The organism is Achromobacter sp. T5-5, assembly GCF_055397965.1.
Map to the genome: position 1 here is coordinate 4,161,910 of NZ_AP027919.1, position 22,633 is coordinate 4,184,542.

The following is a 22,633-nucleotide window of genomic DNA, read 5'->3' on the forward strand; positions in this document are numbered from 1 at the left end:
CTTGGAGACGGCCACTTTGCAGTAATTGACAGTTAACTTGCGCAAAAAACCGCAAATTTTGCAGGGCGACGGCGTTGGCCTACCGGAAAACCCGCATTCAGGCGCGCGGGCGCGCGCCCCGCGGCAGCAGGATGGCCACCGCGCCCAGCAGCGGCAGATAGGCGCAGACCTGGTAGACATAGGCGATGCTGGTGGCGTCGGCCAGCTTGCCCAGCGCGGCCGCGCCCAGGCCGCCCATGCCGAAGGCGAAGCCAAAGAAAAGCCCCGCGATCATGCCGACCTTGCCCGGAACCAGCTCCTGGGCATAGACCACGATCGCGGAAAACGCCGACGCCAGCACCACGCCGATGATCACGACCAGCACGCCCGTCCAGAAAAGGTCGGCGTGCGGCAGCAGCAGCGTGAAGGGCGCGACGCCCAGGATCGACACCCAGATGACGATCTTGCGGCCGATGCGGTCGCCGACCGGTCCGCCCACCACCGTGCCCACCGCCACGGCGGCCAGGAACAGGAAAAGATAAAGCTGCGCCTCGCGCACCGACAGCGCGAACTTGTCGATCAGGTAGAACGTGAAATAGCTGTTCAGGCTGGCCAGGTAGAAGTACTTGGAAAACACCAGCACGCCCAGGACGCCCAAGGCGCCCAGCACCCGGTTGCGCGACAGCCCGTTATCCGCGCCGTCGCGGCGCCCGCGCGGCTTGAGCAGCACGCGGTTGGCGGCATACCAGCGCCCGATCCGCATCAACACCACGATCCCGAACAGCGCCGCCAGCGAGAACCACGCCACGCTGCCCTGGCCGTGCGGAATGATGAAAAGCGCCGCCAGCAGCGGCCCCAGCGCCGACCCCACATTGCCGCCCACCTGGAACAGCGACTGCGCCAGACCGTGCCGCCCCCCCGAGGCCATGCGCGCCACGCGCGAGGACTCCGGATGGAACACCGACGAGCCCGTGCCCACCAGCACCGCCGCCGCCAGCAGCCAGCCGAAGGACGGCGCCATCGACAGCATCAGCAACCCCGCCAGCGTAAAGCCCATGCCCACGGGCAGCGAGTACGGCTTGGGATGCCGGTCGGTGTAGAAGCCGATGAACGGCTGCAGCAACGAGGCGGCGAGCTGGTAGACCAGCGTGATCAGCCCGATCTGCGTGAACGTCAGGCTGAACGAATCCTTGAGCATGGGATAGATGGCGAGCAGGATCGACTGGATCATGTCGTTCATCAGGTGCGCCACGCTGATCGCGCCCAGCACCTTGAAGGCCGTGGACGGATCGGATGCGGGAGCGGCGGCGGCAGGGGCGGCGGGGATGGCGGCGGCGGGATTCTGGGCGGAGTTCATGGAGCGCCTGCGAGAGGTATGGGCCAGCGGGGATGAATCACCGGGGGACGGACCAGCCGGCCGCCCCCGGAATCAGCCGTCAGTGTAGAAATCCGGTCGCAAAGCGATCTGCCAATTTCCGTCGGCAAAGTGACAAAATAGGCCAGCCGCACTTTCAGGCACCCCGCTCATCCTTTCGTCGGAAGTGACATCATGGCCGTCCGCCCCGCCCTCGTGCGCGATCCTGCCCGCAGCATTGACGCGCAGGACTACCAGCACCGCCCCCGCGTGGTCACCGCGATGGCCAAGGAGTTTGCCGCCGGCGCGCAGACCGGCTCGCACTCGCACCCGCGCGCCCAGCTCATCTATGCGGTCGAGGGCGTCATGCGGGTCACCACGCCCAGCGGCTTCTGGGCGCTGCCGCCGCTGCGCGCACTCTGGGTGCCGGCTGGCGTGCCGCATGGCGTGGACATGGTGGGCGCGGTCTCCATGCGTTCGCTCTACATCCAGGCCGACGAGGCCCGGGATTATTGGCCGCAATGCCAGGTGATCGAGGTCAGCGGCCTGCTGCGCGAGCTGATCCTGGCGCTGACCGCCGAACCCATCGACTACCCGTTGGGGGGACGGAGCGAACAGATCGCCGCGCTGATCCTCGCGGAACTGGCGGCCGTGCGCGTCGTGCCCATCCAGATACCCTGGCCGCGCGACCGGCGCCTGCAGGCCATCTGCGCGGCCATCCTGGACCAGCCCGGCCTGCAGCGCGGCATCGAAGACTGGGGTAGCGAGGTCGGCGCCAGCGCCCGCACGCTGATCCGCCTGTTCCAGTCCGAGCTGGGCCTCAATTACCGGCAATGGGTGCAGCAGGTGCGGCTGGCCGATGCGGTCTGCCGGCTGTCGCTGGGCGTGCCGGTGGCGCGCATCGCGTCGGACCTGGGCTACCGCAGCGCCAGCGCATTCTCGGCCATGTTCCACCGTGCGCTGGGCGCCCCGCCCCACCGCTACCTGCAATCCGTCCCCGGCGTGACCAGAAACCTGAACGAAAGCTGAACCCCTCGGGCGCAGCCAGATTTCGTTACCGAAACCTTATCGGGCCCTGGGCGGTCTATAGCGTTCTGCCCTAGAATCGCCTGCAATGAGCAATCCCCAGCAATCCTCCGCCACCCCGGGCGGCAAATCGGGCCTTCCCTGGAAACCTCTCCTGGTCAAAGCGGGCATCGCCGCGGCCGGCGCAGCCCTGTGCGGCGCCGTCCTGCTCGGCCTCGCGCTCGCCCTGGCGTGGCCCAGCCTGCCCGACCTGCACGCGATGACCGACTACCGGCCGCGCGTGCCGCTGCGCGTCTATACCGCCGACAAGGTGCTGATCGGCGAGTACGGCGAAGAACACCGCAACGTGCTGCGCTTCGATGAAATTCCCCCCGTGATGCGGCAGGCCGTGCTGGCGGCCGAGGACGACCGTTTCTACAGCCATGGCGGCGTCGATTGGATGGGCGTGGCGCGCGCCGTGCTGACCAACATCGTCAAGGGCTCCAAGTCCCAGGGCGGCAGCACGATCACCATGCAGGTCGCGCGCAACTTCTACCTGTCGTCCGAAAAGACGTATTCGCGCAAGTTCTACGAACTGCTGCTGACGTTCAAGATCGAATCGGAGCTCACCAAGGATCAGATCCTCGAGCTCTATATGAACCAGATCTACCTGGGCCATCGGGCCTATGGATTCGCGGCCGCCTCGCGCACGTACTTCGGCAAGCCGTTGTCCGAGGTCACCCCGGCCGAAGCCGCCATGCTGGCCGGCATTCCGAAAGCGCCTTCGCGCTTCAATCCCATCACCAACTTCCCGCGCGCGGAGATCCGCCAGCACTACGTGCTGGGCCGCATGAAGACGCTGGGTTACCTGACGCCGGAGCAGACCGACGAGGCCCTGAAACAGCGCCTCACGATCCGCGGCACCGAGGGCGGCAGCGCGCGCGGCTTCGCGGTGCACGGCGACTATCCGGCCGAGCTGGCCCGCCAGCTGATGTACGGCATCTTCCAGGAAGACACCTACTCCAAGGGCATCGACGTCTACACCACCATCGATTCCAAGGCCCAGGAGGCCGCCTACCGCGCCGTGCGCGACGGCATCATCGACTACACGCGCCGCGCCGTCTATCCGGGCCCGGAAGAACAGATCGACCTGCCCGACGGCGTGGAAAAGGACGCGCAGGCGCTCGACGAGATCCTGGATGGCGTGCAGGAAAAGTCCCCCGACAGCGAAGACCTGCTCTCCGCCGTCGTGCTGGCCGCCAGCCCCACCGAAGTCACCGTCGCGCGCAGCGGGCGCGACATCATCACGATTTCGGACAAGAAGGCCCTGGCGGTCGTCGCCCGCGCGCTCAATCCCAAGGCCAGCGACAGCCAGCGCATCCGCCGCGGTTCCGTGGTCTACATCCACAAAAACGGCGACAACTGGGAAATCATCAACATGCCCGCGCTGCAGGCGGCGCTGGTGTCGATGGTGCCGCAGGATGGCGCCATCCGCGCCATGATCGGCGGGTTCGACTTCAACCGCGGCCATTTCAACCGCGTCACGCAGGCATGGCGCCAGCCGGGCTCCAACATCAAGCCCTTCGTCTATGCGGCCGCGCTGGAACGCGGCCTCACGCCCGCCACGCAGATCTCGGACCAGCCCTTCATGCTGACGGCCGAGCAGACCGGCTCCAAGGCGTGGCAGCCCAAGAACGACGGCAACAAGTACGAACCCATGCTGACCCTGCGCCAGGGGCTGATGCGTTCCAAGAACATGGTGTCGATCCGCATCCTGCAGGCCATTTCGCCGCAGTACGCGCAGGACTACCTGACGCGCTTCGGCTTTGACAAGTCGCGCTGGCCGGCCGTGCTGCCGCTCGCCCTGGGCGCGGGCGGCGCCACGCCGCTGCAGGTCGCCAACGGCTACAGCGTCTTTGCCAATGGCGGCTACCGCGTCACGCCCTATCTCATCGACCACGTCACCGACCGCTCCGGCAACGTGCTGATGCAGGCGCAGCCCGTCGTGGCCGGCGACGCCCAGGCGCGCGCCATCGACCCGCGCACCGCCTGGGTCATGGACGACATCCTGCGCGACGTCACCGTCAACGGCACGGCCGCGCGCGCGCACCAGGTGCTCAAGCGCAACGACATCGGCGGCAAGACCGGCACCACGAACGACGCCGTGGACGTCTGGTTCTCGGGCTTCACGCCCACCCTGGCCACCACCGTGTGGATGGGCTTTGACCAGCCCAAGTCGCTGGGCACCAATGAATTCGGCAGCGGCCTGGCGCTGAGCACCTGGCTGGATTACATGCAACCGGTCCTCAAGGGCGTGCCCGAAGCCAAGCCCGCGCCGCGCCCCGACGGCCTGCTGGTCGACAACGGCGAGTACTACTTCTCCGAGTTCCCGCCCGGCCAGGCGGTCGCCTCGCTGGACCTCTCCTCGGGCGACGCGCTGACCGACTTCCTGAACAACAACCGTTCGACCGACGGCGTCGACACCTCGGTCAAGCCGCTGCCCCCCGGCGGCGCCGCCGCGCCCCAGGACAGCCCCATCCAGCCGCCCTTGATGCCGATCCCCGTGCCGCGCGCCGACAACACCCTCGCCGCGCCGCCTGCCCAGGCCATCCCCGCTGGCGGCGGCGCCCCGGCGCAGGCCATCCCGGCCGCGGGCGCGCCCGCCGATCCGGACGGCGCACGCGCCAGCGCGGTCACCAGCCCGGGCACGGTGACGGCCCGGCCGCTTTAATAGCGCCGCGCAACACGCAAAACGGGCGCCTCGGCGCCCGTTTTTTTTACTTCTGCCCCGCCGCCTCATCCGGCGGGTGCGGGGTCCGTCACGACCTCACGCGGCCACGCGCGCAGGGATTCGAGGTCCAGGAAGGTGAAGTAGCCTTCGTTCCAGCCTTCCGTGTCGATGTGGTAGACGTTGCCCAGCGCCAGCGGCGAAGGCACCGGGGTATGCCCCGCCACCACGGCCCGCACGCCCAGGATGCCCGTGCGGTCCATCTGCCGCAGGCGGTCTCGCGACCACTGACAGGCCGCGCTGGTGCGCTTGTAGCGGTCCTGCAGCGCGGATTCGAGCCGGGGCCAGAACAGCACGGGGCAATCGGCGTGCAGCAGCCCCACCGCGCCCGCCGAGGTCTCCACCTCGATGGCGATGGGAAGCCGGGTGAACGCCTCGGCAAACACCGCCTGCCGCTCGGCAGGCAGATCCAGAAACCAGCCGCCGCCATAACCGCGCCAGTTCATCACGTCCACCTCGCCGGTGCGCACGTGGCGGATCGCGTAGTCCTCATGATTGCCCTGCACGGCGTGGAACCAGGGCTGCGCCAGCCACTCCAGCGCCGCCTCGCTCTCGGGGCCGCGGTCGACCAGGTCGCCCACGGAAAACAGCCGGTCGCAGGCGGGGTCGAACCCCAATTCGTCCAGCGCGCGCTGCAGGCGCGAAAAATGTCCGTGCACGTCGCCCACCGCGAAATCGCGGCCGGACGCGTTGCGCGGGACCTTCAGAAAGCGTTGCTCCATGGTGTTTCGGGTTGCCGCAAGGAAAAAACTGACCCTTCTTTTTAACCCGCTTTTCCGCGCTCCCGGCATAGGCCCGGTTGCCGAAAGGGTCATACGCACAACGGGTAAATGAACAACGGGCGAATGGACAATAGGCAAATAGCGATACGAGAATCGCTCTTGTTCGTGATAATGTGGGCTCCTTCCCGTTCTGCCCTGCAAGGAATCGGCGCAAGCCGCCTTCCCGCCGTCGCCATGACCGCCGCATCCACCATCAAAACCTGGTATCTGGTCCATAAATGGACCAGCCTGGTCTGTACGATCTTCCTGCTCATCATCTGCCTGACCGGGCTGCCGCTCGTGTTCCACCACGAAATCGAGCACTGGCTGGATGACGCCAAGCCGCTATCGCAGGTGCCGGCCGGCACGCCCCCGGCCAACCTCGACACCCTGGTAGCCAACGCACGCGCCATGTACCCGAACGAGGTCGTGGATTACCTCTTCTTCGACCCCGACGAGCCCCAGGTCTTCGTCGGCATGGCCAAGACGCCGGGCGACGGCCAGGCCTCGGGCCACGCCATCCGCATGGACGCCCGCACGGGTGACGTGCTGCTGGACGGCCCGCTGTATACCGAGGACAAGTTTTCCTTCATGGGCGTCATGCTTGCGCTGCACGTGGATCTGTTCGCGGGCCTGGCCGGCGAACTGTTCCTTGGGTTCATGGGCCTGCTGTTCTGCGTGGCCATCGTGTCCGGCGTCGTGCTTTACGGCCCCTTCATGAAGAAGCTGGAGTTCGGCACCGTGCGCGCCGCGCGGTCGACGCGCCTGAAATGGCTGGACCTGCACAATCTGCTGGGCATCGTCACGCTGGTGTGGGCGCTAGTCGTGGGCATCACGGGCGTCATCAACGAGCTGTCCACGCCGCTGTTCCGGCTGTGGCAATCCACCGAGCTGCCGCGCGTCCTGGAGCCCTACAAGGGCCAGCCCATCCCCACGCAACTGGCGTCGGCGCAGCTTGCCGCGGACACCGCGCGCAAGGCCATGCCCGGCAATGAGGTGTCGTTCATTTCCTTCCCCGGCAACGCCTTTGGCAGTCCGCAGCATTTCATCGCCTGGATGCGCGGCGACTCGCCCCTGACCTCCAAGCTGAACACGCCCGTGCTGGTGGACGGCCGGACCGGCGAACTCACGACCGTGGCCCGCATGCCGTGGTACCTGACCGCGCTGGAAGTGTCGCGCCCGCTGCATTTCGGCGATTACGGCGGCCTGCCGCTCAAGATCATCTGGGCCCTGCTCGACCTGGTCACCATCGTCGTGCTGGTCAGCGGACTGTATCTGTGGCTGGCGCGCCGCCGCGCCACCGAAGCGCGCATCAACGAACTCATCAAGAAACACCAGGCCGCCGCCGCCCCGCAAAGGACGCCCGCATGACCCCTACGCCAGGCAAGCGCGGCCGCGGTTTCCTGTTTGTCTGGGGCGCGCCCATCGTGCTGGGTGTCCTCAGCATTTTCGGCCTGCTGGCGGCGCTGCTGGGCACGGGCGCCTGGCATTGGGCGTCCTGGACCACCCTGAGCCTGCTGCTCGTGGTCATCGTGCGCTATTGGGCCTTTCCACCCAAGCGCTAGCGAGCCCCCCGGCCGGCCCCGCGGCCCCGCGCGCCGCGGCAGCCATCCGGGATCGCGCTATGCGAACTTCTGCGGGTCCGGCCCCAGCCGCGGGCCTTCCTTGATGCCGTCGATGGCCGCCATGTCCTCGGACGACAGCTCGAAATCGAACACGTCGATATTCTCGCGGATGCGGGCCGGCGTGACGGACTTCGGAATCACAACCAGGCCATGCTGCAAATGCCAGCGCAGCGTCACCTGGGCGGGCGACTTGCCGTGCTTCTGCGCCAGGTCCAGGATCACCTTTTCCTGGGTGATGCGGCCCTGCGCCAGCGGGCTCCAGGACTCGGTCACGATGCCGTGCTTCGCATGAAAGGCCCGCAATGCGGTCTGCGTGAAACCCGGGTGCAGTTCGATCTGGTTGACCGCGGGCGCAACGCCGGACGCATCCATCAGGCGCTCCAGGTTGGACTGCGTGAAATTGGACACGCCGATCGCGCGCGCGCGGCCGTCTTCCTTCATCTCGACCATGGCGCGCCAGGCGTCCAGGAACTTCTCGCTGCCGGCGACCGGCCAGTGGATGAGGTACAGGTCCACATAGGCCAGGCCCAGCTTCTCCAGGCTCTCGTCCATGGCCTTGTGCGCATCGTCGTAGCCGTGCTTGTCGTTCCAGAGCTTGGTCGTGATGAACAGGTCCTTGCGCGCCACGCCGGCCGAACGCAGGCCGACGCCCACGCCCGCTTCGTTGCCATAGATGGCCGCCGTGTCCACCGACCGGTAACCTGCCGCCAGCGCTTCCTTCACGCTGGAGGCCGCCTGATCGTCCGGCACCTGCCAGACCCCCAGGCCCAACTGCGGAATCTTGCCCCCGTCGTTCAATTTCACTGTGGGTACCTTCGCCATAAGACCCTCCGTAGCTTGCGACACGACGCCCGCGCGGCGAATACGCGCCAGGTCGCGCAACCAGGGATGCAGCCGGACGGATCCCTGGATGAAAGAGAAAAATCGGGCCCGACGCGCTGCGCCCGTGCCGAAATACCGCCTTGATCGCCCCCGGTCCAGGACCTTCCGGCCCAGGGGTTATCCCTCGAATAGTACCGCCGGTGCTCCATAATGCCCTCCAAACGGTGTAACTCCCCTGGCGCAGGCGCCCTCAACCACGGCATTGCGAGCATGAATCCTTCAGAAACGCCGCCCCGCAAGGGCGGTGGCTTTTCCACGCTTCGGACCCTCTTTCCCTACCTGTGGCCGCCCGGCAAGACCGGCCTGAAAGCGCGCGTCGTGGCCGCGCTGCTGTGCCTGTTCGCCGCCAAGGCCGCGACCGTCTATGTGCCGTTGCTATACAAGCAGGCGGTGGACGAACTGGGCAAGGGCGCGCCCGGCACCGTGACCGTGCCGCTGGGCCTGATCCTGGCCTACGGCACCGCGCGGGTGCTGTCGCTGCTGTTCTCCGAGCTGCGCGACGCCCTCTTCGCGCGTGTCGGCCAGCACGCGATCCGCTCGGTCGGCATGCAGATCTTTCGCCACCTGCACGGCCTGGCGCTGCGTTTTCACCTGGCCCGCCAGACCGGCGGCCTGAACCGCGCCATCGAACGCGGCACCAAGGGCATCCAGACGCTGCTGTCGTTCCTGCTCTTCAACATCCTGCCGACCTTCTTCGAGATCGGCCTGGTCTGCGTCGTGCTGTGGAAGATGTTCGACGGCTGGCTGGCGCTGGCCACGGGCGCCACGGTCACGCTCTACATGGCCTACACGCTGGCCGTCACGGAATGGCGCACCAAGTTCCGGCGCCAGATGAACGAGACGGACTCCGAAGCCAACACCAAGGCCATCGAAAGCCTGCTGAACTACGAGACCGTCAAATACTTCGGCAACGAGGAACACGAAGCGCGGCGCTACGACGCCTCGCTGACCCGCTACGAACGCGCGGCCGTGCGCAGCCAGGTCAGCCTCTCGATCCTGAACGTGGGCCAGGCCGTCATCATTTCCGTGGGGCTGACCCTGGTCATGTGGATGGCGGCCAACGGCATCGCCGAAGGCCGCTACACGCTGGGCGACTTCGTGCTGGTCAACACCTACCTGCTGCAGCTCTACACGCCGCTCAGCTTCTTTGGCTTCATCTACCGCGAAATCAAGCAGGCGCTGATCGACATGGAACGCATGTTCGAACTGCTGGGCCAGGACCGCGAGGTGGCCGACCGCCCGGGCGCCCTGCCGCTGCGGGTGGCGGGCGGCGCGGTCGAATTCCGCGACGTGCATTTCGGCTATGACCCGCGCCGGTCCATCCTGAAGGGCGTGAACTTCACCATTCCCGCCGGCAAGACGGTGGCCGTCGTCGGCACGTCCGGCGCGGGCAAGTCCACGATCGCGCGCCTGCTGTTCCGCTTTTACGACGCCGACCGCGGCGCCATCCTGATCGACGGCCAGGACGTGCGCGACGTCACGCAGGCCAGCGTCAGGGCCGCGATCGGCGTCGTGCCGCAGGACACCGTGCTTTTCAACGACACCATCCGCTACAACATCGGCTACGGCCGGCCCGGCGCCACGGATGCAGAGATCGAGGCCGCCGCGCGGCTGGCGCACATCCACGACCTCATCCTGACGATGCCGGACGGCTACGAGACCAAAGTGGGAGAGCGCGGCCTGAAGCTGTCGGGCGGCGAAAAGCAGCGCGTGGCCATCGCCCGCACGATCCTCAAGAACCCGGCCGTCTTCCTCTTCGACGAAGCCACCAGCGCGCTGGACACCCATACGGAACGCGAGATCCAGGCCAACCTGCGCGAGGTCAGCCAGGGCCGTAGTACGCTGATCATCGCGCACCGTCTGTCCACGGTGGCGGACGCGGACGAGATCATCGTGCTGGCCGACGGCCGCATCGTCGAACGCGGACGCCATCCGCAATTGCTGGCCCAGGGCGGCATCTACGCCGGCATGTGGACCCGCCAGCAGGAAAGCGCGCAGGCGGCGCCGGCCGATTGACAAGCCGCGCGCCCTGTCCGAACATCGCACCCTTTGCTTGCCAGGCCTTCCATGCAGGAATCTCCCTCCCTACCCGAAGTGCGCGTCTGCGCCGCGGCCGACCTGGTCAACGGCGGCCTGGGCGTCAAGGTGCCCGTCACCGACGGCGCGGGCCGCACCACCGCCTTCTTCGTGCGCTACCAGGACCGCGTGCACGGCTACCTGAACCGCTGCGCCCATGTCGGCGTCGAACTGGATTGGGAAGGCAGCTTCTTCACGCGCGCGGGCGACCTCATCATGTGCGCGCGCCACGGCGCCACCTATCAGCCCGACACCGGCCTGTGCGTGGGCGGTCCCTGCAAGAACGGGCGCCTGACCGCCCTGGCCGTGCAGGAGCGCGACGGCAGCGTGTTCTGGCTGCCCGCAGGCAAGATCCGCCCCCTGGAGGCGGACAACGGTTGACCCCGCATGGCGGCGCGCGGCCTACGCCCGGGCCACCGCCGCGGCCTGCGCCGGTTCGGCGCGTTCGGCATAGCGCCGCGCCAGCACCGCGCAGACCATGAGCTGCATCTGGTGATAGAGCATCAGCGGCAGCAACACCACCCCCATCTGCGACGTGCCGAACAGCACGGTGGCGAGCGGAATGCCGGACGCCAGCGACTTCTTCGATCCGCAGAAGACCAGCGTGATTTCGTTTTCCTTGGATAGCCCCAGCTTGCGGCTGCCCCAGGTCGTGATCAGCAGCACCGATCCCAGCAACAGCGCATTCACCAGCACCATGGTCGCCAGGTCGATGGCCGGGAACGCGTGCCAGATCCCTTGCGCAACCGCCTCGCTGAACGCGGTATAGACCGCCAGCAGGATCGAACTGCGATCCACCTTGGCCAGCGTGCGGCTGTTGCGCTGCGCCCATGCGCCGATCCACGGCCGCAGCAGGCTGCCCACCGCGAACGGCAACAGCAGTTGCAGCAGGATGCGGCCGGCATCGGCCAACCCATGGCCGCCGCCCTGGCGATGCAGCAGCAGCGCGACGAGCAGCGGCGTCACCACGGTGCCCAGCAGATTGGAGGCGGTCGCCGCGCAGATGGCACCCGGCACATTGCCGCGCGCCATGGAGGTGAACGCAATCGAGGACTGCACGGTCGAGGACAGCGTGCAGACGAACAGCACGCCCAGCCACAGCGACGGCACCAGCAAGCCGGGGAACAGGGCCCGCAGGGCCAGCCCCAGCGCGGGAAACAGCAGGAAGGTGCACGCCAGGATCAGCGCATGCAGCCGCACGTCCTTTACGCCGGCCACGATGGCGTCCGTGGACAGCCGCGCCCCATGCAGAAAGAACAGCAGCGAAATGGCCACGTTGCTCGCCACCATCATGAAGGTCGCGCCCTTGCCCACGGCGGGGAAGAAACTGGCGAATACGACGGTGGCGATCAGGATGAGCGTGAATTGGTCAGGCAGGAAGCGGCGCATGGCAAGAGAATGTCCAGAAAGTTGCGCCCACTATAGGTGCGCCTCTTGCCATCGTGAAGGCCACTGGGTACTTTAACTGTCATCGGCATTTCCTATGACAAGCCCCTGCCCATGCTCAATCCCCTGTGGCTCCAGACCTTTGCCGCGGCCGCCGGCGCGCCGAGCTTCACCGAGGCCGCCCGGCGCCTCGGCCTGACCCAGCCCACCGTCAGCGAACACATCCGGCAGCTCGAACAGGCCGTGAACCGGCGCCTCTTCCAGCGCGACACGCATTCGCTCGCCCTGACCAGCGATGGCCGCAGCCTGCTGGTGCATGCCGAGATCATCCTGGCCGCCCACGAAAAGGCCGAGCGCCTGTTCGACGCCCCGCGCCTGCGCGGCCGCATCCGGCTGGGCACGTCAGACGACCTGGCGATGGGCCCGCTGCCCGATGTCCTGGCCGCGTTCCGGATCGCGCATCCCGAGGTCGAACTGGACTTGACCATCGGCGTCACCAGCGAACTCTACAAGCTGCTGGACGACAACCGCCTGGACGTGATGATCGGCAAGCGCCGGCGCGGCGACCGCCGCGGCCAGACGCTGCACAAGGAGGCGCTGCTGTGGCGGGCCAAGGAAGGCCTGCGGGTCGTGCCCGACGAGCCCCTGCCGCTGATCCTGCTGCGCGAGCCCAGCGTGACCCGCACGCTGACGCTCGATGCGCTGGCCCGCGCCGGCCGGAGCTGGCAGATCGTGTGCACCAGCACCAGCTACGCGGGCTGCCAGGCCGCCGCGCGCGCGGGCCTGGGCATCACCGTGCAACCTTCGCACCTGTCGACGGCCGGCCTGTCGGCGCCGGCGGGCGCGGCGCACCTGCCCGCCCTCCCCCAGGTCGAACTCATCGTGATCTCGGCCCCGGCGCCCAACAAACCGACGCGCGCGCTGACGGAGATCCTGATGCGCAGCACCCTGGTCTGAGGCGCCTGGTCTGAAGCGCCCTGGCCTGAGGCACAGACACCGGCCCGGCTCGCCTGCGCGCCGCTGTCCTGGCGCGACGGCCGCTACTCGGGCAGCGGGTCCGGCACGCCATCCGCATCGACGGACTTCACGCGGTCCAGCGCGTTGCGCGCCGCGGACATGGCTTCGATCGTGCTGCGAAAGCGCCGGCTAAGAAAGATCTCGAAAGCCTGGCTCTGGGGCTCCGGCGGGGCCTGTGCCGCGTCCGGTTCCGCGCCTTCGGCCGTTGCGTCAGCCGCCGCGGCGCCTTTCACGGGCAGGCGACGCGTTTCGAGAAACGCGCGCGGCGGGATGCGCCCCTCAGGTTGCGTCGCGTACGCGACCACTGAAAATCCACTGATGATCTTCTCGGACATTCCGGTTTCCTTGGGCGCATACGTGCGGACGCACCGACACGATCCACAACGGCCCGCCGCCAGAAAACTTAAACGGGGAAACCCATCCGGCCCACGCGCCGGTGCGCAGTCGATTCTATTTTGTCGACGCTGCGGCCTGCGCGCGCACGCGCACGTAGGCCGCCACCTGCTCCAGCACCTGCGACAGGTCCGCGCGCAGCGACTCGAAGCCCGCATTGCGTTCGCGCGTCGCCTCGTCCATGTAAAGCGGACGGCGGATCTCGACCTGCAGGCTGTGCCGGTTGCGCGCCGGCTGGCCGATCTGCGCGATCAGTTGCACGCCTTTGTAGGGATCGTTGCGGGCCACGGTGTAGCCCTTGTCGCGCAGCGCCGTCTCGATCAGCGCGATGAACTCCGGCTCGCACGTGGTGCCGTCGCGATCGCCCAGCACGAAATCGGCCAGCGGGTGTTCGCTCTGGCGGCCCAGCCGCTCGTAGGCGTCATTGGGCATGGAATGCAGGTTCAAGTGCCAGACCGCGCCAAAGCGCTGCTCGACCTGCCGGATCGCCCCCGCCAGCGCGGCGTGATAGGGCTCGTAGTACGCCTGGATGCGGTGGCGCACCTGCGCCAGCGTGAGCCGGCGGTCGTAGATCGGCGTCGCCTTGTCCATGCGGCGCCAGATCAGGCCCTTGCCCAGGCGCGTCTTCTCGCCGGGATCCAGCGGCTCGGGCCAGGGTTCGGCCAGCAGTTCCGGATCCAGGTCCTGCAGGGTGCGGTTCGGATCGATGTAGACCCGCGGGAAATTTGCCGCGATCAGCGTGGCGCCCAGCGCCGGCGCCGCCGACCACAACGCGTCCACGTGCGTGTCCTCGCCCTGGCGCAATTGCGCAAGCGTCGCCGCCGCCCCGAAATCCTCGGGATAGCGCTCGCCGCTATGCGGCGAGTCGCAGACCAGCGGCAACGCCGGTCCAGTCGGTTCATGCACGGAAACTGCGGGGAAGTCGGCGGTCGTCATCGTCAGTCAGCCTTGATGTCGGCGGCCTTGGCCACTTTTGCGTAGCGGGCCAGGGCCTGGTCGATCTGCACCTGGAATTCCTGAGGCGTCGTGGGCATCAGCGTACCACCCACCTCCTCGGCCTTCTTGCGGAACTCCGGATTGTCCATCGCCGCGCGCACGGCCTTGTTCAGGCGCTCCACCACGGCTTGCGGCGTGCCGGCCGGCGCCACCAGGCCGAACCAGCCGCCGGTGCCCATGTCGGGATACCCCAGCTCGATATAGGTCGGCACGTCGGGCAGCAGCGGCGAGCGCTCGGCGCCCAGCACCGCCAGCGGACGCAGCTTGCCGCCCAGCACCTGCGGCAGCGTCGACGACAGGTTGTCCGTGATCGCGTCCACCTGCCCGCCCATCACGTCGTTCAAGGCCGGGCCGGCGCCGCGATAAGGCACGTGCAGCAGCTTGATGCCGGACAGCATCATAAAGTTCTCGATATTCACATGGCCCAGCGATCCCACGCCCGGCGACGCAAAGCTGTAGCGTTCCGGCGCGCTCTTGGCCAGCGCGACAAACTCCGCCATGTTCTTGGCCGGCACGTTCGGATTGATCGCGAAGATGCTCGGGACGGCCAGCACATTGGCCACCGGCACGAAGTCCTTGACTGGGTCGTAGTTCATCTTGCGGAACACGGCCGGATTCGAGCCGTGCGTGCTCATGGTCGCCATGCCGATCGTGTAGCCGTCCGGCGTCGCGCGGGCAACTTGTTCCATGCCCAGCGAACCGCCGGCGCCGGCCTTGTTCTCGACCACGATGGTCTGCTTCAGGTCGCGGCCGGCGTATTCGGCCACCAGGCGCGCGACGATGTCCGTCGAGCCGCCGGCGGCGAACGGCACCACCAGCTTGATGGGACGGGCGGGGTAATCGGCGGCCTGCGCGATACCGGCGAAGGACAGCGTGGCAAACATGCCGGCGAGCGCAAAGCGCGCGGACCGGCCAAAAAGACGGCGTGACATGTGGCGACTCCTGAGGTTGTTGTTCTGAAGGCCGCCAGTGTCCGAACTTTACGATCCCCTTTCAAACGACTATATTGCACTCCTTCATTACCAAAGGTCATGCTCAATGCGGCTGCACTCGCCGTCCATGTCCGAGCTGCACGCCTTCGTGACGGCGGCGCGGCTGGGCAGCTTCACCCAGGCGGCCCAGGTGCTGTGCGTGACGCAGGGCGCCATCAGCCGCGCCATCTCCCGTCTGGAAGCGCATTTCGGCCAGCCCCTCATGCACCGCAACGCCCACGGTCTCACCCTGACCGAGACCGGCCGCAAGCTCTACGACGGCGCGCAATCGCCCTTGCAAGCCATCGAGGCGCTGAGCGCCGGGCTGCGCGCCGACGACCGGCGCCTGCGCCTGACCCTGTCGTCCGTGCCCACGCTGGCCAGCGCCTGGCTCGTCCCGCGCCTGCCGGACTTCCACCAGCGCCACCCGGACATCCAGCTCGGTTTCTCCGCCTACCGCCGCAACGAGGACTTCTCCGGCGCCACGCCGGACGCAAGCATCCTGTCGGGCACGCCGGCCCAATGGCCCGGCTGGCAGGCCGATTACGTGATCGGACGCGAGATGGTGGTGATCTGCCATCCAGGCCGCCTGGCGGCGCGTCAGGCGCGGGGCCAGTGGGCCACGCCGCAAGGCCTGCTGGGCGAGCCGCTGCTGTACCACACCAACGGCATGGACAACTGGGCGCAATGGTTCGCCGCGGCCGGCGTTCCGCGCGGCAACGTCGCGTTGTCGAACGGGTTTGACCAGGTGTCCATCCTGATACGCGCCGTCATGGCCGACATGGGCATTGCGGTGCTGCAGCGCTGCCTGGTGCGCGACGAACTGCTGGCCGGCCGGGTCGCCGCACCCTTCCCCGAACTGGCCATCCGCATCGACCGCGGCTACCACCTGTGCGCGCCAGCGCAGCGGCGCGATCACTATGCGCTCGCCTGTTTTCGGCAATGGCTGCTGGAAACCGCCAGCCTCGATCCCGACGTCGTGGCGGCCGGCGCGCCCGCCTGAGGGGCGGGCCGGGGTCGCCCCAACCGGTGGCGCTGGCCCCGGTCACCACGCGCGGATCGCCCAAAATGCAACGGGCCCCGATTGGGGCCCGTGTCGTGCGAGTGGCAGTGGGAACGTTCAGGGCGCGAGCTTGAAGCCCAGGTCCACGCCCCATTTGTCGGTTTCGCGCAGCCATTTGGCGCCGCAGTTCAGGCAGCGGAAGTGGTCTTCGCGGCTTTCCTCCCGTCCCTTCTGCGTTGGGTTGGTAAATCCTTGATGTCCCAGGTGCGAATGCGGCGCGACGCCTGCAAGTCCCGGGTTAATGCGTTGGCAAGCCAAGCACATAACGCTCATTGATGCTTCCCCACAAACAGTGTTAGCAAATTGTAAGGGATTTCACCAATGTCTTTCTATTAAAAACACTTCACAGGCGAACAAAAATTGTTAACGTGATCAAGATACAACGTTTTGTAACGCCGCCAGGCAGGTTGCCAGATGGTAGGGGGACGTCGACGGCATGTCGGTCCGCGTCACCGCGCCCTTGGCGTCCAGACACTCGTACCACCCGCCGGGGTGCAGGAACCGGGCGCGAAACGCGGCCAGGGCCGGCTGCAACGCGCCCAAGTCGCCCATGACGGCCAACACCCGCAGATACTCGGTCTGCGCCCAGATGCGACGCGTGTCGTCCACCACCGCGCCGGACTCGTCCAGCGCCGCCTTCACGCCGCCACCATCCACGCCATGATCCCTGGACCATTGCACGGCGCGCGGCAGCGATTCGGCCAGATCCAGGCCTTCGAACACCTGCGCGGCGTCCTGCACGAGCGACAGCCATTCGAACTGATGGCCCGGCTCAAGACGGTTATCCACGCTGCCCTGCAACGATTCGGCCACGCACTGCGTCGGCGCATGCACGAAGCGCTGGCTGATGCCCTGCGCCAGCTCGCGCAGATGTTGCGCGAACAACGCCGGCTCGGCGACCTGCGCCGCCGCCAGGTAGGCTTCGGTCAGATGCATCATGGGATTTTGCGCGGGGGGTTTCAGCGGCCGGGAAAAGTCCGCACTGAGCGCCGCGTGGTACAGCGAATCGGCGGTCTTGAATCGCGCTTCGATCGTGTGCGCCGTCGCAAGCATGAGCTTGCGCGCCTGCGCATTGCGGCTGCGTTGAAAATACGCCGCGCACGCCAGCACGATGAACGCGTGCGTATAGAGATCCTGCGTGTCGTCCAGCGGACGCGCCTGCGCGTCCACGCTGTAGCGCCAGCCGCCATGCGTATCGTGAAACACGCACGTCAAGGATTCAAAGAGGCGGTCGGCATGCTGCGCGGCCGCCATGCCCGGGGCCTGCGAAAAGACATACAACTGGCGCGCACAGGCCATCGCGCGATAACGCACCGGCGCCAATGGCTGACCGCCAGCGCCATCCAATGATTCGAAAGGCAGGCCGAGCATGTCGTTGAAACCGCGGTCCAGCCACATGGGCAACACCACCGCATCATAATGCTCGCGCAGCGCGCGGATATCGTCCGCTAGTGAGGAGTTGGTCTGTGCGGCAGCCATTTTGGAACGTCGCGAACCCGGTGCGGGCCCCATGTTTTGGAGCAGCAACGATAACCGAAATCGTCGTCGCCATTCTCTGAGAGTCCACCAAGGTTTCATGCGCGCACAGACCGGTTGTGCCGGCCAGCTCCTTCCAGGGCCGAAGCCCTATCGGAAGATATTTTCCTCTACCCAGTTTTGCGCGAAGATTTCCGCGCGATCACGTGCTTCGTCCAACGAAGCGCAGTTACCCAAGTGGGAAAATGCGGCATCCACTTCGGTGCCGCCCTCGGCCGTTACCGTCAGCAATACGCCATATCCGCCGGTGTCCATGGCCGCTGTGGAAACGTCGATCAGTACTTCCTGGTCACGATGCTGCATGTGCTACCTCCCAGTCGGTTACTTATACGCGCGAACCACGCGTGACGCTGCGCCAGAACAAATGTTCCCGCGCAAATGAATAGACCCGCAACCGTCACGCAAGTTCATCTTACCGGCGCGGCGCGGGGCCGGATACGTCCGAAAGATGTCAATTCGCACATTCCGTCTCAAGAATTTCCCGGTGACCTCGGGAAGACGGCATGTCGGGCGAAATACCGCGAAAACATTCGCAACTATGCCGTAATCATCGGCGTCCCCTCGGCCGAGGGAATCAACGCGAATGGCGCAAGCCTGGTCTGATCGGGGCGCGCGACGAAAAAAATGGCCTAGCGCAAATGGATGGCGCCGGGCTCTTCCATGCGCAGCGACAGCCTGCCTTTGTCCGTGATGACCCAACGCCCGTCGGCGCCGGATTCGATGCAGCGCAGGGTTTCCAGCGCCTGGGCGACGTGCGCGGGCACGTCGGTCTGGACCGCGCCGGGCTCGTTGTTGTCGGCCACGACGCGCAGCCAGTGTCCAAGTTCGCCCTTTTCGAAACGATGCAATGCCATGCGTGGTTCTCTCTTGAATGGCTCAACGATAGCATGCCGGCCGCCACCGCCCGCCGGCATAGGGCTCGCCGTCAGGCCAGCAGCTTCGGCACGGAAGCGGCGAGCAGCGCAACGCCCGACAACGTCAACAGGCCGAGCACGACGCGGCGAAAGGTGACGTCGCTGATGCCGACATAGACACGCGTGCCCCACAACGTGGGCAACAGCATCGCGGGAACGATCAACGCAAACAGGGGCAGCATGTCGCGCGTCACCACGCCGGTCAGCACATAGCCCGCCATCGTCACCATCAGCATCGACAAATTGAAGTTCTGGATCACCGCGCGCTGCACGTCTCGATCGAACCCGCGCAAGGTGCACCACAAGGTCGGGATGACGCCCGTGAAACCACCAAGCCCGCCCATGACCCCGCCGATCGCGCCCGCGACGCCATCGGCCACCTTGCCGCCCACCGTGATGCGCGGGATGCGCGCCGCAAACAGCATGATCGGACACCAGATTGCGAGCAGCCCGCCGATAAAGGCTTTGAACACCAATGGATCCAGATGCGGCAGCACCTTCACGCCCAGCGGAATGCCCAGCAATCCCCCCACGACGAACGGCAGCAGGTGGGCCGCCGCAAAACCGCGGCGCACGGTGAACGCCGCCAGCAACTGGCCGGTCAGCGCGCCGAAGACGGCCATCGCCGCCGCGAGCCGCGGGTCAATGGTCCAGGCCCAGAACGACATGGCCACCATGCCGAAGCCGAAGCCCGACAAGCCCTGAACAAAGCCGGCCGCCATGGCGCCCACCGCGACCACAATGTATAAGGAATCCATATCCGCTGCGCTTTGCGCGTGAAGTGCCGGCACCATTGCGGCGCACGCCATTCTAGAGCCTTCTACGAAACCCGCAGCGCCAGCGGACGCCGCAGCCGCGCGGCCAATGCCGAAGCCGCCACGCTCGCCGCGATCAGCGCAAGGCCAAGGGCCAGATCGGGCGAGATGCGCTCGTGGAAAACGACGGACGACACGATCAATCCGATCACCGGCACACAAAGCATCGCGATGGACGTCGCGGCCGGCGCGAGTTTTTGCGTCATGCCCAGCACGACGATGAACGTCAACGCGGTGGCTAGCGGTCCGGTATACAGGATCAGCGGCCAGGCCTGCGCGTCGCCCAGAAACGTGGGCGCACCGTCGCGCATCCATGCCAGCGCGGCCAGCGGTATCGTGGCCATCGCGGTCTGCCACGGAATCATGTCCGCACCCAGCCGAACGTGGCGGTTGGCGCGCAACTGGATGATGTTGCAGGCCCACGCAAACGAGGCGCCCAGCAACATGGCCAGACCGATGACGGTATGCGCCTGCCAAGGACTGAAGGCCGGCGCCACGATGACGCCGATACCCGCATAGCTCAGCGCCGTCGCAAGCCATTGTCCGATCGACAAGCGCTCCTTCAGGACCAACGACGACAGCGGAATCACCCAGATGGACGTCGCATAGGCAATGACCGATGCGCGTCCCGGCGCCACATACTGCAGCGCCCACAACGCCAGCGCCGTGAAGGCGCCCATCTGCAGCAACGCAACGCCAGCCACCAACGGCCATTCCTGGCGTGTCGGCAGGCGCAGGCGTCCCAGCATCCCGAGCACCAGCACGCTGATCAGCGCGGCTGATCCGAACCGGCTGGCGGCCAGCCACAGCGGACTCATGTGCGCCAGGCCCAATTTCATGACGGGCCAGTTTCCACCCCAGATGGCAACCGCGCCGGCAAGCGGCAAGAACGTGCGAAGACTGCTTGGCTGACTCATACCGACTGGACCTACCGCTACTTATTCTGCATTTCGGCCCCATGGCCGAACGACAGCAAAGTCTATAGGGTAAACCCCAGCATTTTTCACTGCTTTCCAGCCCAAGAGACGGCATACTCAGCACAGATACACTGCAAACCCGCCATCGCTAGGTGACTTATGCCGGAAATCAACCTGGATGCCACCGACATCCGCATCCTGAATGAACTTCAACGCGACGCCCGGCTCACGAACGTGGAGCTGGCCGCGCGCGTGAACCTGTCCGCCTCCCCCTGCCTGGCGCGCGTGCGGCGCCTGGAGACCGAGGGCCTCATCCATCGGCGCGTCACGCTGCTGAACGCCCGCAAGTTGGGCCTCAAAGTCAACGTCTTCATCCAGATCTCGCTCGACAAACAACGCAAGGCGGCGCTGGACGTGTTTGAACGCGAAATCGCAGTGCTGCCCGAGATCATGGAGTGCTACCTGATGTCGGGCGACGCGGACTACCTGATCCGCGCCCTGGTGCCGGACGTCGACGCGCTCGAACGCCTGATCGTCGAGCACATTACGCGCATCCCGGGCGTGGCAAGCATACGCTCCAGCTTTGCGCTCAAGCAGGTTCTCTACACCACTGCCGTACCGCTTGCCTGACACCGCATCGGCGCCCATCCAGCACTTGCGGGATCGCGGCCGCAAGCCCACAATGAATGCGCCTGGCGCCGGCTTGTCCTGATCGGCGCCAGCATCCCTCCCATCGCTTAGCAAGGAGCAAACCATGCCCGAAACCGAATGGTTCCCCGGCAGTACGCTACCCGATCGTCAGGGTTACTTTGAAGTGGAGTTCGCCACGGGCGAAACTGAAATCACGCGCTACGGCATGCTGGGCTGGGAGCCCGAGGAAGAGCGCGGCCACATCGTTCGCTGGCGCGGCCTGGATCCGAAGATCGAACAAGCCGAGATCGATCGCGAAGCAGCCATCCGCAAAAGCAGCGACGGCGTGATCGGCTGACCGGCCGGCACAATCCGGCGAGGCAGTGCCCTCCTGCCTCGCAAAAAAAAACGCCGCGGACATAATCGTCCGCGGCGTTTTTACTGGCACTGGGCCGATCAGGGTTCGAGCTTCGAGATCTTGGTGCCCGCCAGCGACACGCCCGCCATCAGGCCGCCATTGTTCATCACGAATCCGACCACCGGCTGCTGCGCCGTGTTGGTGTCGATACGGCCGTTAGCGCCAATATTGACCACCGCCACCGTGGCATCGGCGCCAACCGTCCAGCCGCTGCTGTTGCGGAATTTGTTCAGCGCGTCGTCCGTCATGAACAGCAGGACCATCGCCTTGGACTGCGCGCCGGCCTGGAAGCCGATCGAGCCCGCGGTCGTGCTGTAGTAGCCCGCGTTCGCGCCATTCACGCGCAGCACACCCTTGCCATGCTCAGCCCCGACAATAAAGCTGCCGCTCAAGACATCCGGGAACACCAGCACACCCTTGGCCCGGGCCACCAGATCCTTGGACTGCGGCGAAGCTTCATACAGTTTGGTGAGGGTCGCATTGGCCGCGCTGTTCAGCGACTGCCGCTGCTCGGCCGTCGAGGCGGCCGGCGACTTGGACGGCGTGGTCGTTGTACATCCCGCAAACAGCAGGCCCGCGGCGCCCAGCGTGATTGCCATGCCGGTACGGCGCAGAGCAGGAAAAGTGTCGAACATGGAACTCTCCTTTGTTGTCGTCCAGTGACAACTTTACCGGTCATTCCTCATCCGACAAGACACACGAATGTGATAAACGAAACAAAAAACTAGCGGCGGATATGCGGCTCTACAGAATGCCGTAGCGAGGCTCGCCAGTAAATTCGTCCACCGACACGATGCCCGACAGCACCAGTTCCGCGTGCCGGCGCGCGACCGCGGGATCATTGAACGTCACGAACCGCGGCAACGACCAACGCTGCCGACCCGCTCCGTCGCCATTGCGGCTGACGGTTATTTCAATGGCCAATACACCGGGATTCAGGTTGACGACTTCGCACTCCACTTGAAACCCGTTGATATGACGCTGCGGCCACCCGCCCATTCTGCACCTGTGAAAATCTGCTTGCCCGGCCGCAATATGCCAAAAACAAACTGGCTTGCAAAGCACTGTTTTCAAGGGGTTAAACCATACTAATGGGGGTAGTATCGT

General features: G+C 66.3%; 25 protein-coding genes. 10 read left to right on the top strand and 15 right to left on the bottom strand.

All coding sequences use genetic code 11. From position 1 onward, the window contains the following. Positions 1 to 97 precede the first annotated feature (97 nt). A complete protein-coding gene (locus tag ACZ50Q_RS18920) occupies positions 98 to 1,336 on the bottom strand; it encodes an MFS transporter (protein WP_464079274.1) in 1,239 nt (412 codons plus the stop codon). A 192-nt stretch (positions 1,337 to 1,528) separates the two neighbouring features. On the opposite strand from ACZ50Q_RS18920, the gene ACZ50Q_RS18925 reads away from it, so the two are divergent. Further along, on the top strand, positions 1,529 to 2,362 hold the full coding sequence (locus ACZ50Q_RS18925) for an AraC family transcriptional regulator (RefSeq protein WP_464079275.1): 834 nt from the start codon (positions 1,529 to 1,531) through the stop codon (positions 2,360 to 2,362). 85 nt (positions 2,363 to 2,447) lie between these two features. Then, on the top strand, positions 2,448 to 5,069 hold the full coding sequence (locus tag ACZ50Q_RS18930) for a penicillin-binding protein 1A (RefSeq protein ID WP_464079276.1): 2,622 nt from the start codon (positions 2,448 to 2,450) through the stop codon (positions 5,067 to 5,069). 65 nt (positions 5,070 to 5,134) lie between these two features. Here the strand turns inward: ACZ50Q_RS18930 and ACZ50Q_RS18935 are convergent, their stop codons facing one another. Beyond that, entirely contained in the window at positions 5,135 to 5,848 is a 714-nt protein-coding gene (locus tag ACZ50Q_RS18935) for a metallophosphoesterase (RefSeq protein WP_464079277.1), read from the bottom strand. Positions 5,849 to 6,082: 234 nt separating this feature from the next. On the opposite strand from ACZ50Q_RS18935, the gene ACZ50Q_RS18940 reads away from it, so the two are divergent. Beyond that, positions 6,083 to 7,258, top strand: coding sequence for a PepSY-associated TM helix domain-containing protein (locus ACZ50Q_RS18940; RefSeq protein ID WP_092582144.1), 1,176 nt, complete (start codon positions 6,083 to 6,085; stop codon positions 7,256 to 7,258). Continuing rightward, positions 7,255 to 7,452 (top strand): hypothetical protein, encoded by a 198-nt coding sequence (locus tag ACZ50Q_RS18945; RefSeq protein ID WP_076521622.1) that lies wholly within the window; start codon positions 7,255 to 7,257, stop codon positions 7,450 to 7,452. Before ACZ50Q_RS18940 ends, ACZ50Q_RS18945 begins: the two co-directional genes overlap by 4 nt. A 57-nt stretch (positions 7,453 to 7,509) precedes the next feature. Here ACZ50Q_RS18945 and ACZ50Q_RS18950 read toward each other — a convergent pair whose 3' ends face one another. Beyond that, a complete protein-coding gene (locus ACZ50Q_RS18950) occupies positions 7,510 to 8,334 on the bottom strand; it encodes an aldo/keto reductase (protein WP_076521623.1) in 825 nt (274 codons plus the stop codon). A 270-nt stretch (positions 8,335 to 8,604) separates the two neighbouring features. On the opposite strand from ACZ50Q_RS18950, the gene ACZ50Q_RS18955 reads away from it, so the two are divergent. Together ACZ50Q_RS18955 and ACZ50Q_RS18960 are read left to right on the top strand one after the other, a co-directional pair. Further along, the gene (locus tag ACZ50Q_RS18955; protein ID WP_464079278.1) at positions 8,605 to 10,410 is read left to right on the top strand and encodes an ABCB family ABC transporter ATP-binding protein/permease; all 1,806 of its coding nucleotides are present in this window, start codon (positions 8,605 to 8,607) and stop codon (positions 10,408 to 10,410) included. Positions 10,411 to 10,461: 51 nt separating this feature from the next. Then, positions 10,462 to 10,851, top strand: a complete 390-nt coding sequence (locus ACZ50Q_RS18960) for a Rieske (2Fe-2S) protein (RefSeq protein WP_464079279.1) — start codon at positions 10,462 to 10,464, stop codon at positions 10,849 to 10,851. 21 nt (positions 10,852 to 10,872) lie between these two features. Here the strand turns inward: ACZ50Q_RS18960 and ACZ50Q_RS18965 are convergent, their stop codons facing one another. Continuing rightward, positions 10,873 to 11,859: a bile acid:sodium symporter family protein gene (locus tag ACZ50Q_RS18965; RefSeq protein WP_464079280.1), complete on the bottom strand. Its 987-nt coding sequence runs from the start codon at positions 11,857 to 11,859 to the stop codon at positions 10,873 to 10,875. Between the two features lie 111 nt (positions 11,860 to 11,970). Between ACZ50Q_RS18965 and ACZ50Q_RS18970 the strand changes: the two genes are divergently transcribed. Then, the gene (locus ACZ50Q_RS18970) at positions 11,971 to 12,813 is read left to right on the top strand and encodes a LysR family transcriptional regulator (protein ID WP_076521627.1); all 843 of its coding nucleotides are present in this window, start codon (positions 11,971 to 11,973) and stop codon (positions 12,811 to 12,813) included. 83 nt (positions 12,814 to 12,896) lie between these two features. On the opposite strand, the gene ACZ50Q_RS18975 is transcribed toward ACZ50Q_RS18970, so the two are convergent. From ACZ50Q_RS18975 to ACZ50Q_RS18985, 3 genes are all read right to left on the bottom strand, one after another. After that, entirely contained in the window at positions 12,897 to 13,208 is a 312-nt protein-coding gene (locus tag ACZ50Q_RS18975) for a hypothetical protein (RefSeq protein ID WP_464079281.1), read from the bottom strand. Positions 13,209 to 13,323: 115 nt separating this feature from the next. Then, a complete protein-coding gene (locus ACZ50Q_RS18980; RefSeq protein WP_464079282.1) occupies positions 13,324 to 14,202 on the bottom strand; it encodes an N-formylglutamate amidohydrolase in 879 nt (292 codons plus the stop codon). Between the two features lie 2 nt (positions 14,203 to 14,204). Next, positions 14,205 to 15,194: a Bug family tripartite tricarboxylate transporter substrate binding protein gene (locus ACZ50Q_RS18985; protein ID WP_076521630.1), complete on the bottom strand. Its 990-nt coding sequence runs from the start codon at positions 15,192 to 15,194 to the stop codon at positions 14,205 to 14,207. A gap of 106 nt (positions 15,195 to 15,300) precedes the next feature. Between ACZ50Q_RS18985 and ACZ50Q_RS18990 the strand changes: the two genes are divergently transcribed. Next, positions 15,301 to 16,236 carry a LysR substrate-binding domain-containing protein gene (locus ACZ50Q_RS18990; RefSeq protein WP_464079283.1) on the top strand — a complete coding sequence of 312 codons (936 nt, stop codon included), beginning with the start codon at positions 15,301 to 15,303 and terminating at the stop codon, positions 16,234 to 16,236. Between the two features lie 117 nt (positions 16,237 to 16,353). On the opposite strand, the gene ACZ50Q_RS18995 is transcribed toward ACZ50Q_RS18990, so the two are convergent. The 6 genes from ACZ50Q_RS18995 to ACZ50Q_RS19020 form a co-directional block, all read right to left on the bottom strand. Beyond that, entirely contained in the window at positions 16,354 to 16,569 is a 216-nt protein-coding gene (locus ACZ50Q_RS18995) for a hypothetical protein (protein WP_006388022.1), read from the bottom strand. A gap of 99 nt (positions 16,570 to 16,668) precedes the next feature. Then, positions 16,669 to 17,775, bottom strand: coding sequence for an AGE family epimerase/isomerase (locus ACZ50Q_RS19000; protein WP_464079284.1), 1,107 nt, complete (start codon positions 17,773 to 17,775; stop codon positions 16,669 to 16,671). Between the two features lie 147 nt (positions 17,776 to 17,922). Next, positions 17,923 to 18,135: a hypothetical protein gene (locus ACZ50Q_RS19005; RefSeq protein ID WP_006218759.1), complete on the bottom strand. Its 213-nt coding sequence runs from the start codon at positions 18,133 to 18,135 to the stop codon at positions 17,923 to 17,925. Between the two features lie 326 nt (positions 18,136 to 18,461). After that, positions 18,462 to 18,686 (bottom strand): hypothetical protein, encoded by a 225-nt coding sequence (locus ACZ50Q_RS19010; RefSeq protein WP_092582135.1) that lies wholly within the window; start codon positions 18,684 to 18,686, stop codon positions 18,462 to 18,464. A gap of 71 nt (positions 18,687 to 18,757) precedes the next feature. After that, positions 18,758 to 19,504 (bottom strand): sulfite exporter TauE/SafE family protein, encoded by a 747-nt coding sequence (locus ACZ50Q_RS19015; RefSeq protein WP_092582134.1) that lies wholly within the window; start codon positions 19,502 to 19,504, stop codon positions 18,758 to 18,760. Between the two features lie 62 nt (positions 19,505 to 19,566). Beyond that, the gene (locus ACZ50Q_RS19020; RefSeq protein ID WP_464079285.1) at positions 19,567 to 20,478 is read right to left on the bottom strand and encodes a DMT family transporter; all 912 of its coding nucleotides are present in this window, start codon (positions 20,476 to 20,478) and stop codon (positions 19,567 to 19,569) included. Positions 20,479 to 20,637: 159 nt separating this feature from the next. Between ACZ50Q_RS19020 and ACZ50Q_RS19025 the strand changes: the two genes are divergently transcribed. Continuing rightward, a complete protein-coding gene (locus ACZ50Q_RS19025; RefSeq protein WP_076521636.1) occupies positions 20,638 to 21,108 on the top strand; it encodes an Lrp/AsnC family transcriptional regulator in 471 nt (156 codons plus the stop codon). Between the two features lie 124 nt (positions 21,109 to 21,232). After that, complete coding sequence (locus tag ACZ50Q_RS19030; protein ID WP_092582132.1) at positions 21,233 to 21,466, top strand: hypothetical protein; 234 nt, start codon at positions 21,233 to 21,235, stop codon at positions 21,464 to 21,466. Between the two features lie 98 nt (positions 21,467 to 21,564). Here ACZ50Q_RS19030 and ACZ50Q_RS19035 read toward each other — a convergent pair whose 3' ends face one another. Beyond that, complete coding sequence (locus ACZ50Q_RS19035; RefSeq protein WP_076521638.1) at positions 21,565 to 22,161, bottom strand: BPSL1445 family SYLF domain-containing lipoprotein; 597 nt, start codon at positions 22,159 to 22,161, stop codon at positions 21,565 to 21,567. A gap of 109 nt (positions 22,162 to 22,270) precedes the next feature. Further along, a complete protein-coding gene (locus tag ACZ50Q_RS19040) occupies positions 22,271 to 22,591 on the bottom strand; it encodes a hypothetical protein (RefSeq protein ID WP_464082015.1) in 321 nt (106 codons plus the stop codon). Positions 22,592 to 22,633 lie beyond the last annotated feature (42 nt).

Excerpts from the sequence above, each read along its gene's own strand:
- ACZ50Q_RS18990 (WP_464079283.1), top strand. The coding sequence starts at position 15,301 with ATGCGGCTGCACTCGCCGTCCATGTCCGAGCTGCACGCCTTCGTGACG.
- ACZ50Q_RS19010 (WP_092582135.1), bottom strand. The coding sequence starts at position 18,686 with ATGGCATTGCATCGTTTCGAAAAGGGCGAACTTGGACACTGGCTGCGC.
- ACZ50Q_RS18995 (WP_006388022.1), bottom strand. The coding sequence starts at position 16,569 with ATGAGCGTTATGTGCTTGGCTTGCCAACGCATTAACCCGGGACTTGCA.
- ACZ50Q_RS19000 (WP_464079284.1), bottom strand. The coding sequence starts at position 17,775 with ATGGCTGCCGCACAGACCAACTCCTCACTAGCGGACGATATCCGCGCG.
- ACZ50Q_RS18975 (WP_464079281.1), bottom strand. The coding sequence starts at position 13,208 with ATGTCCGAGAAGATCATCAGTGGATTTTCAGTGGTCGCGTACGCGACG.
- ACZ50Q_RS18945 (WP_076521622.1), top strand. The coding sequence starts at position 7,255 with ATGACCCCTACGCCAGGCAAGCGCGGCCGCGGTTTCCTGTTTGTCTGG.
- ACZ50Q_RS19020 (WP_464079285.1), bottom strand. The coding sequence starts at position 20,478 with ATGAGTCAGCCAAGCAGTCTTCGCACGTTCTTGCCGCTTGCCGGCGCG.
- ACZ50Q_RS18925 (WP_464079275.1), top strand. The coding sequence starts at position 1,529 with ATGGCCGTCCGCCCCGCCCTCGTGCGCGATCCTGCCCGCAGCATTGAC.
- ACZ50Q_RS18985 (WP_076521630.1), bottom strand. The coding sequence starts at position 15,194 with ATGTCACGCCGTCTTTTTGGCCGGTCCGCGCGCTTTGCGCTCGCCGGC.
- ACZ50Q_RS19025 (WP_076521636.1), top strand. The coding sequence starts at position 20,638 with ATGCCGGAAATCAACCTGGATGCCACCGACATCCGCATCCTGAATGAA.
- ACZ50Q_RS18930 (WP_464079276.1), top strand. The coding sequence starts at position 2,448 with ATGAGCAATCCCCAGCAATCCTCCGCCACCCCGGGCGGCAAATCGGGC.
- ACZ50Q_RS19015 (WP_092582134.1), bottom strand. The coding sequence starts at position 19,504 with ATGGATTCCTTATACATTGTGGTCGCGGTGGGCGCCATGGCGGCCGGC.
- ACZ50Q_RS18965 (WP_464079280.1), bottom strand. The coding sequence starts at position 11,859 with ATGCGCCGCTTCCTGCCTGACCAATTCACGCTCATCCTGATCGCCACC.
- ACZ50Q_RS18935 (WP_464079277.1), bottom strand. The coding sequence starts at position 5,848 with ATGGAGCAACGCTTTCTGAAGGTCCCGCGCAACGCGTCCGGCCGCGAT.
- ACZ50Q_RS19035 (WP_076521638.1), bottom strand. The coding sequence starts at position 22,161 with ATGTTCGACACTTTTCCTGCTCTGCGCCGTACCGGCATGGCAATCACG.
- ACZ50Q_RS18950 (WP_076521623.1), bottom strand. The coding sequence starts at position 8,334 with ATGGCGAAGGTACCCACAGTGAAATTGAACGACGGGGGCAAGATTCCG.
- ACZ50Q_RS18955 (WP_464079278.1), top strand. The coding sequence starts at position 8,605 with ATGAATCCTTCAGAAACGCCGCCCCGCAAGGGCGGTGGCTTTTCCACG.
- ACZ50Q_RS18940 (WP_092582144.1), top strand. The coding sequence starts at position 6,083 with ATGACCGCCGCATCCACCATCAAAACCTGGTATCTGGTCCATAAATGG.
- ACZ50Q_RS19005 (WP_006218759.1), bottom strand. The coding sequence starts at position 18,135 with ATGCAGCATCGTGACCAGGAAGTACTGATCGACGTTTCCACAGCGGCC.
- ACZ50Q_RS18960 (WP_464079279.1), top strand. The coding sequence starts at position 10,462 with ATGCAGGAATCTCCCTCCCTACCCGAAGTGCGCGTCTGCGCCGCGGCC.
- ACZ50Q_RS19030 (WP_092582132.1), top strand. The coding sequence starts at position 21,233 with ATGCCCGAAACCGAATGGTTCCCCGGCAGTACGCTACCCGATCGTCAG.
- ACZ50Q_RS18970 (WP_076521627.1), top strand. The coding sequence starts at position 11,971 with ATGCTCAATCCCCTGTGGCTCCAGACCTTTGCCGCGGCCGCCGGCGCG.
- ACZ50Q_RS18980 (WP_464079282.1), bottom strand. The coding sequence starts at position 14,202 with ATGACGACCGCCGACTTCCCCGCAGTTTCCGTGCATGAACCGACTGGA.
- ACZ50Q_RS18920 (WP_464079274.1), bottom strand. The coding sequence starts at position 1,336 with ATGAACTCCGCCCAGAATCCCGCCGCCGCCATCCCCGCCGCCCCTGCC.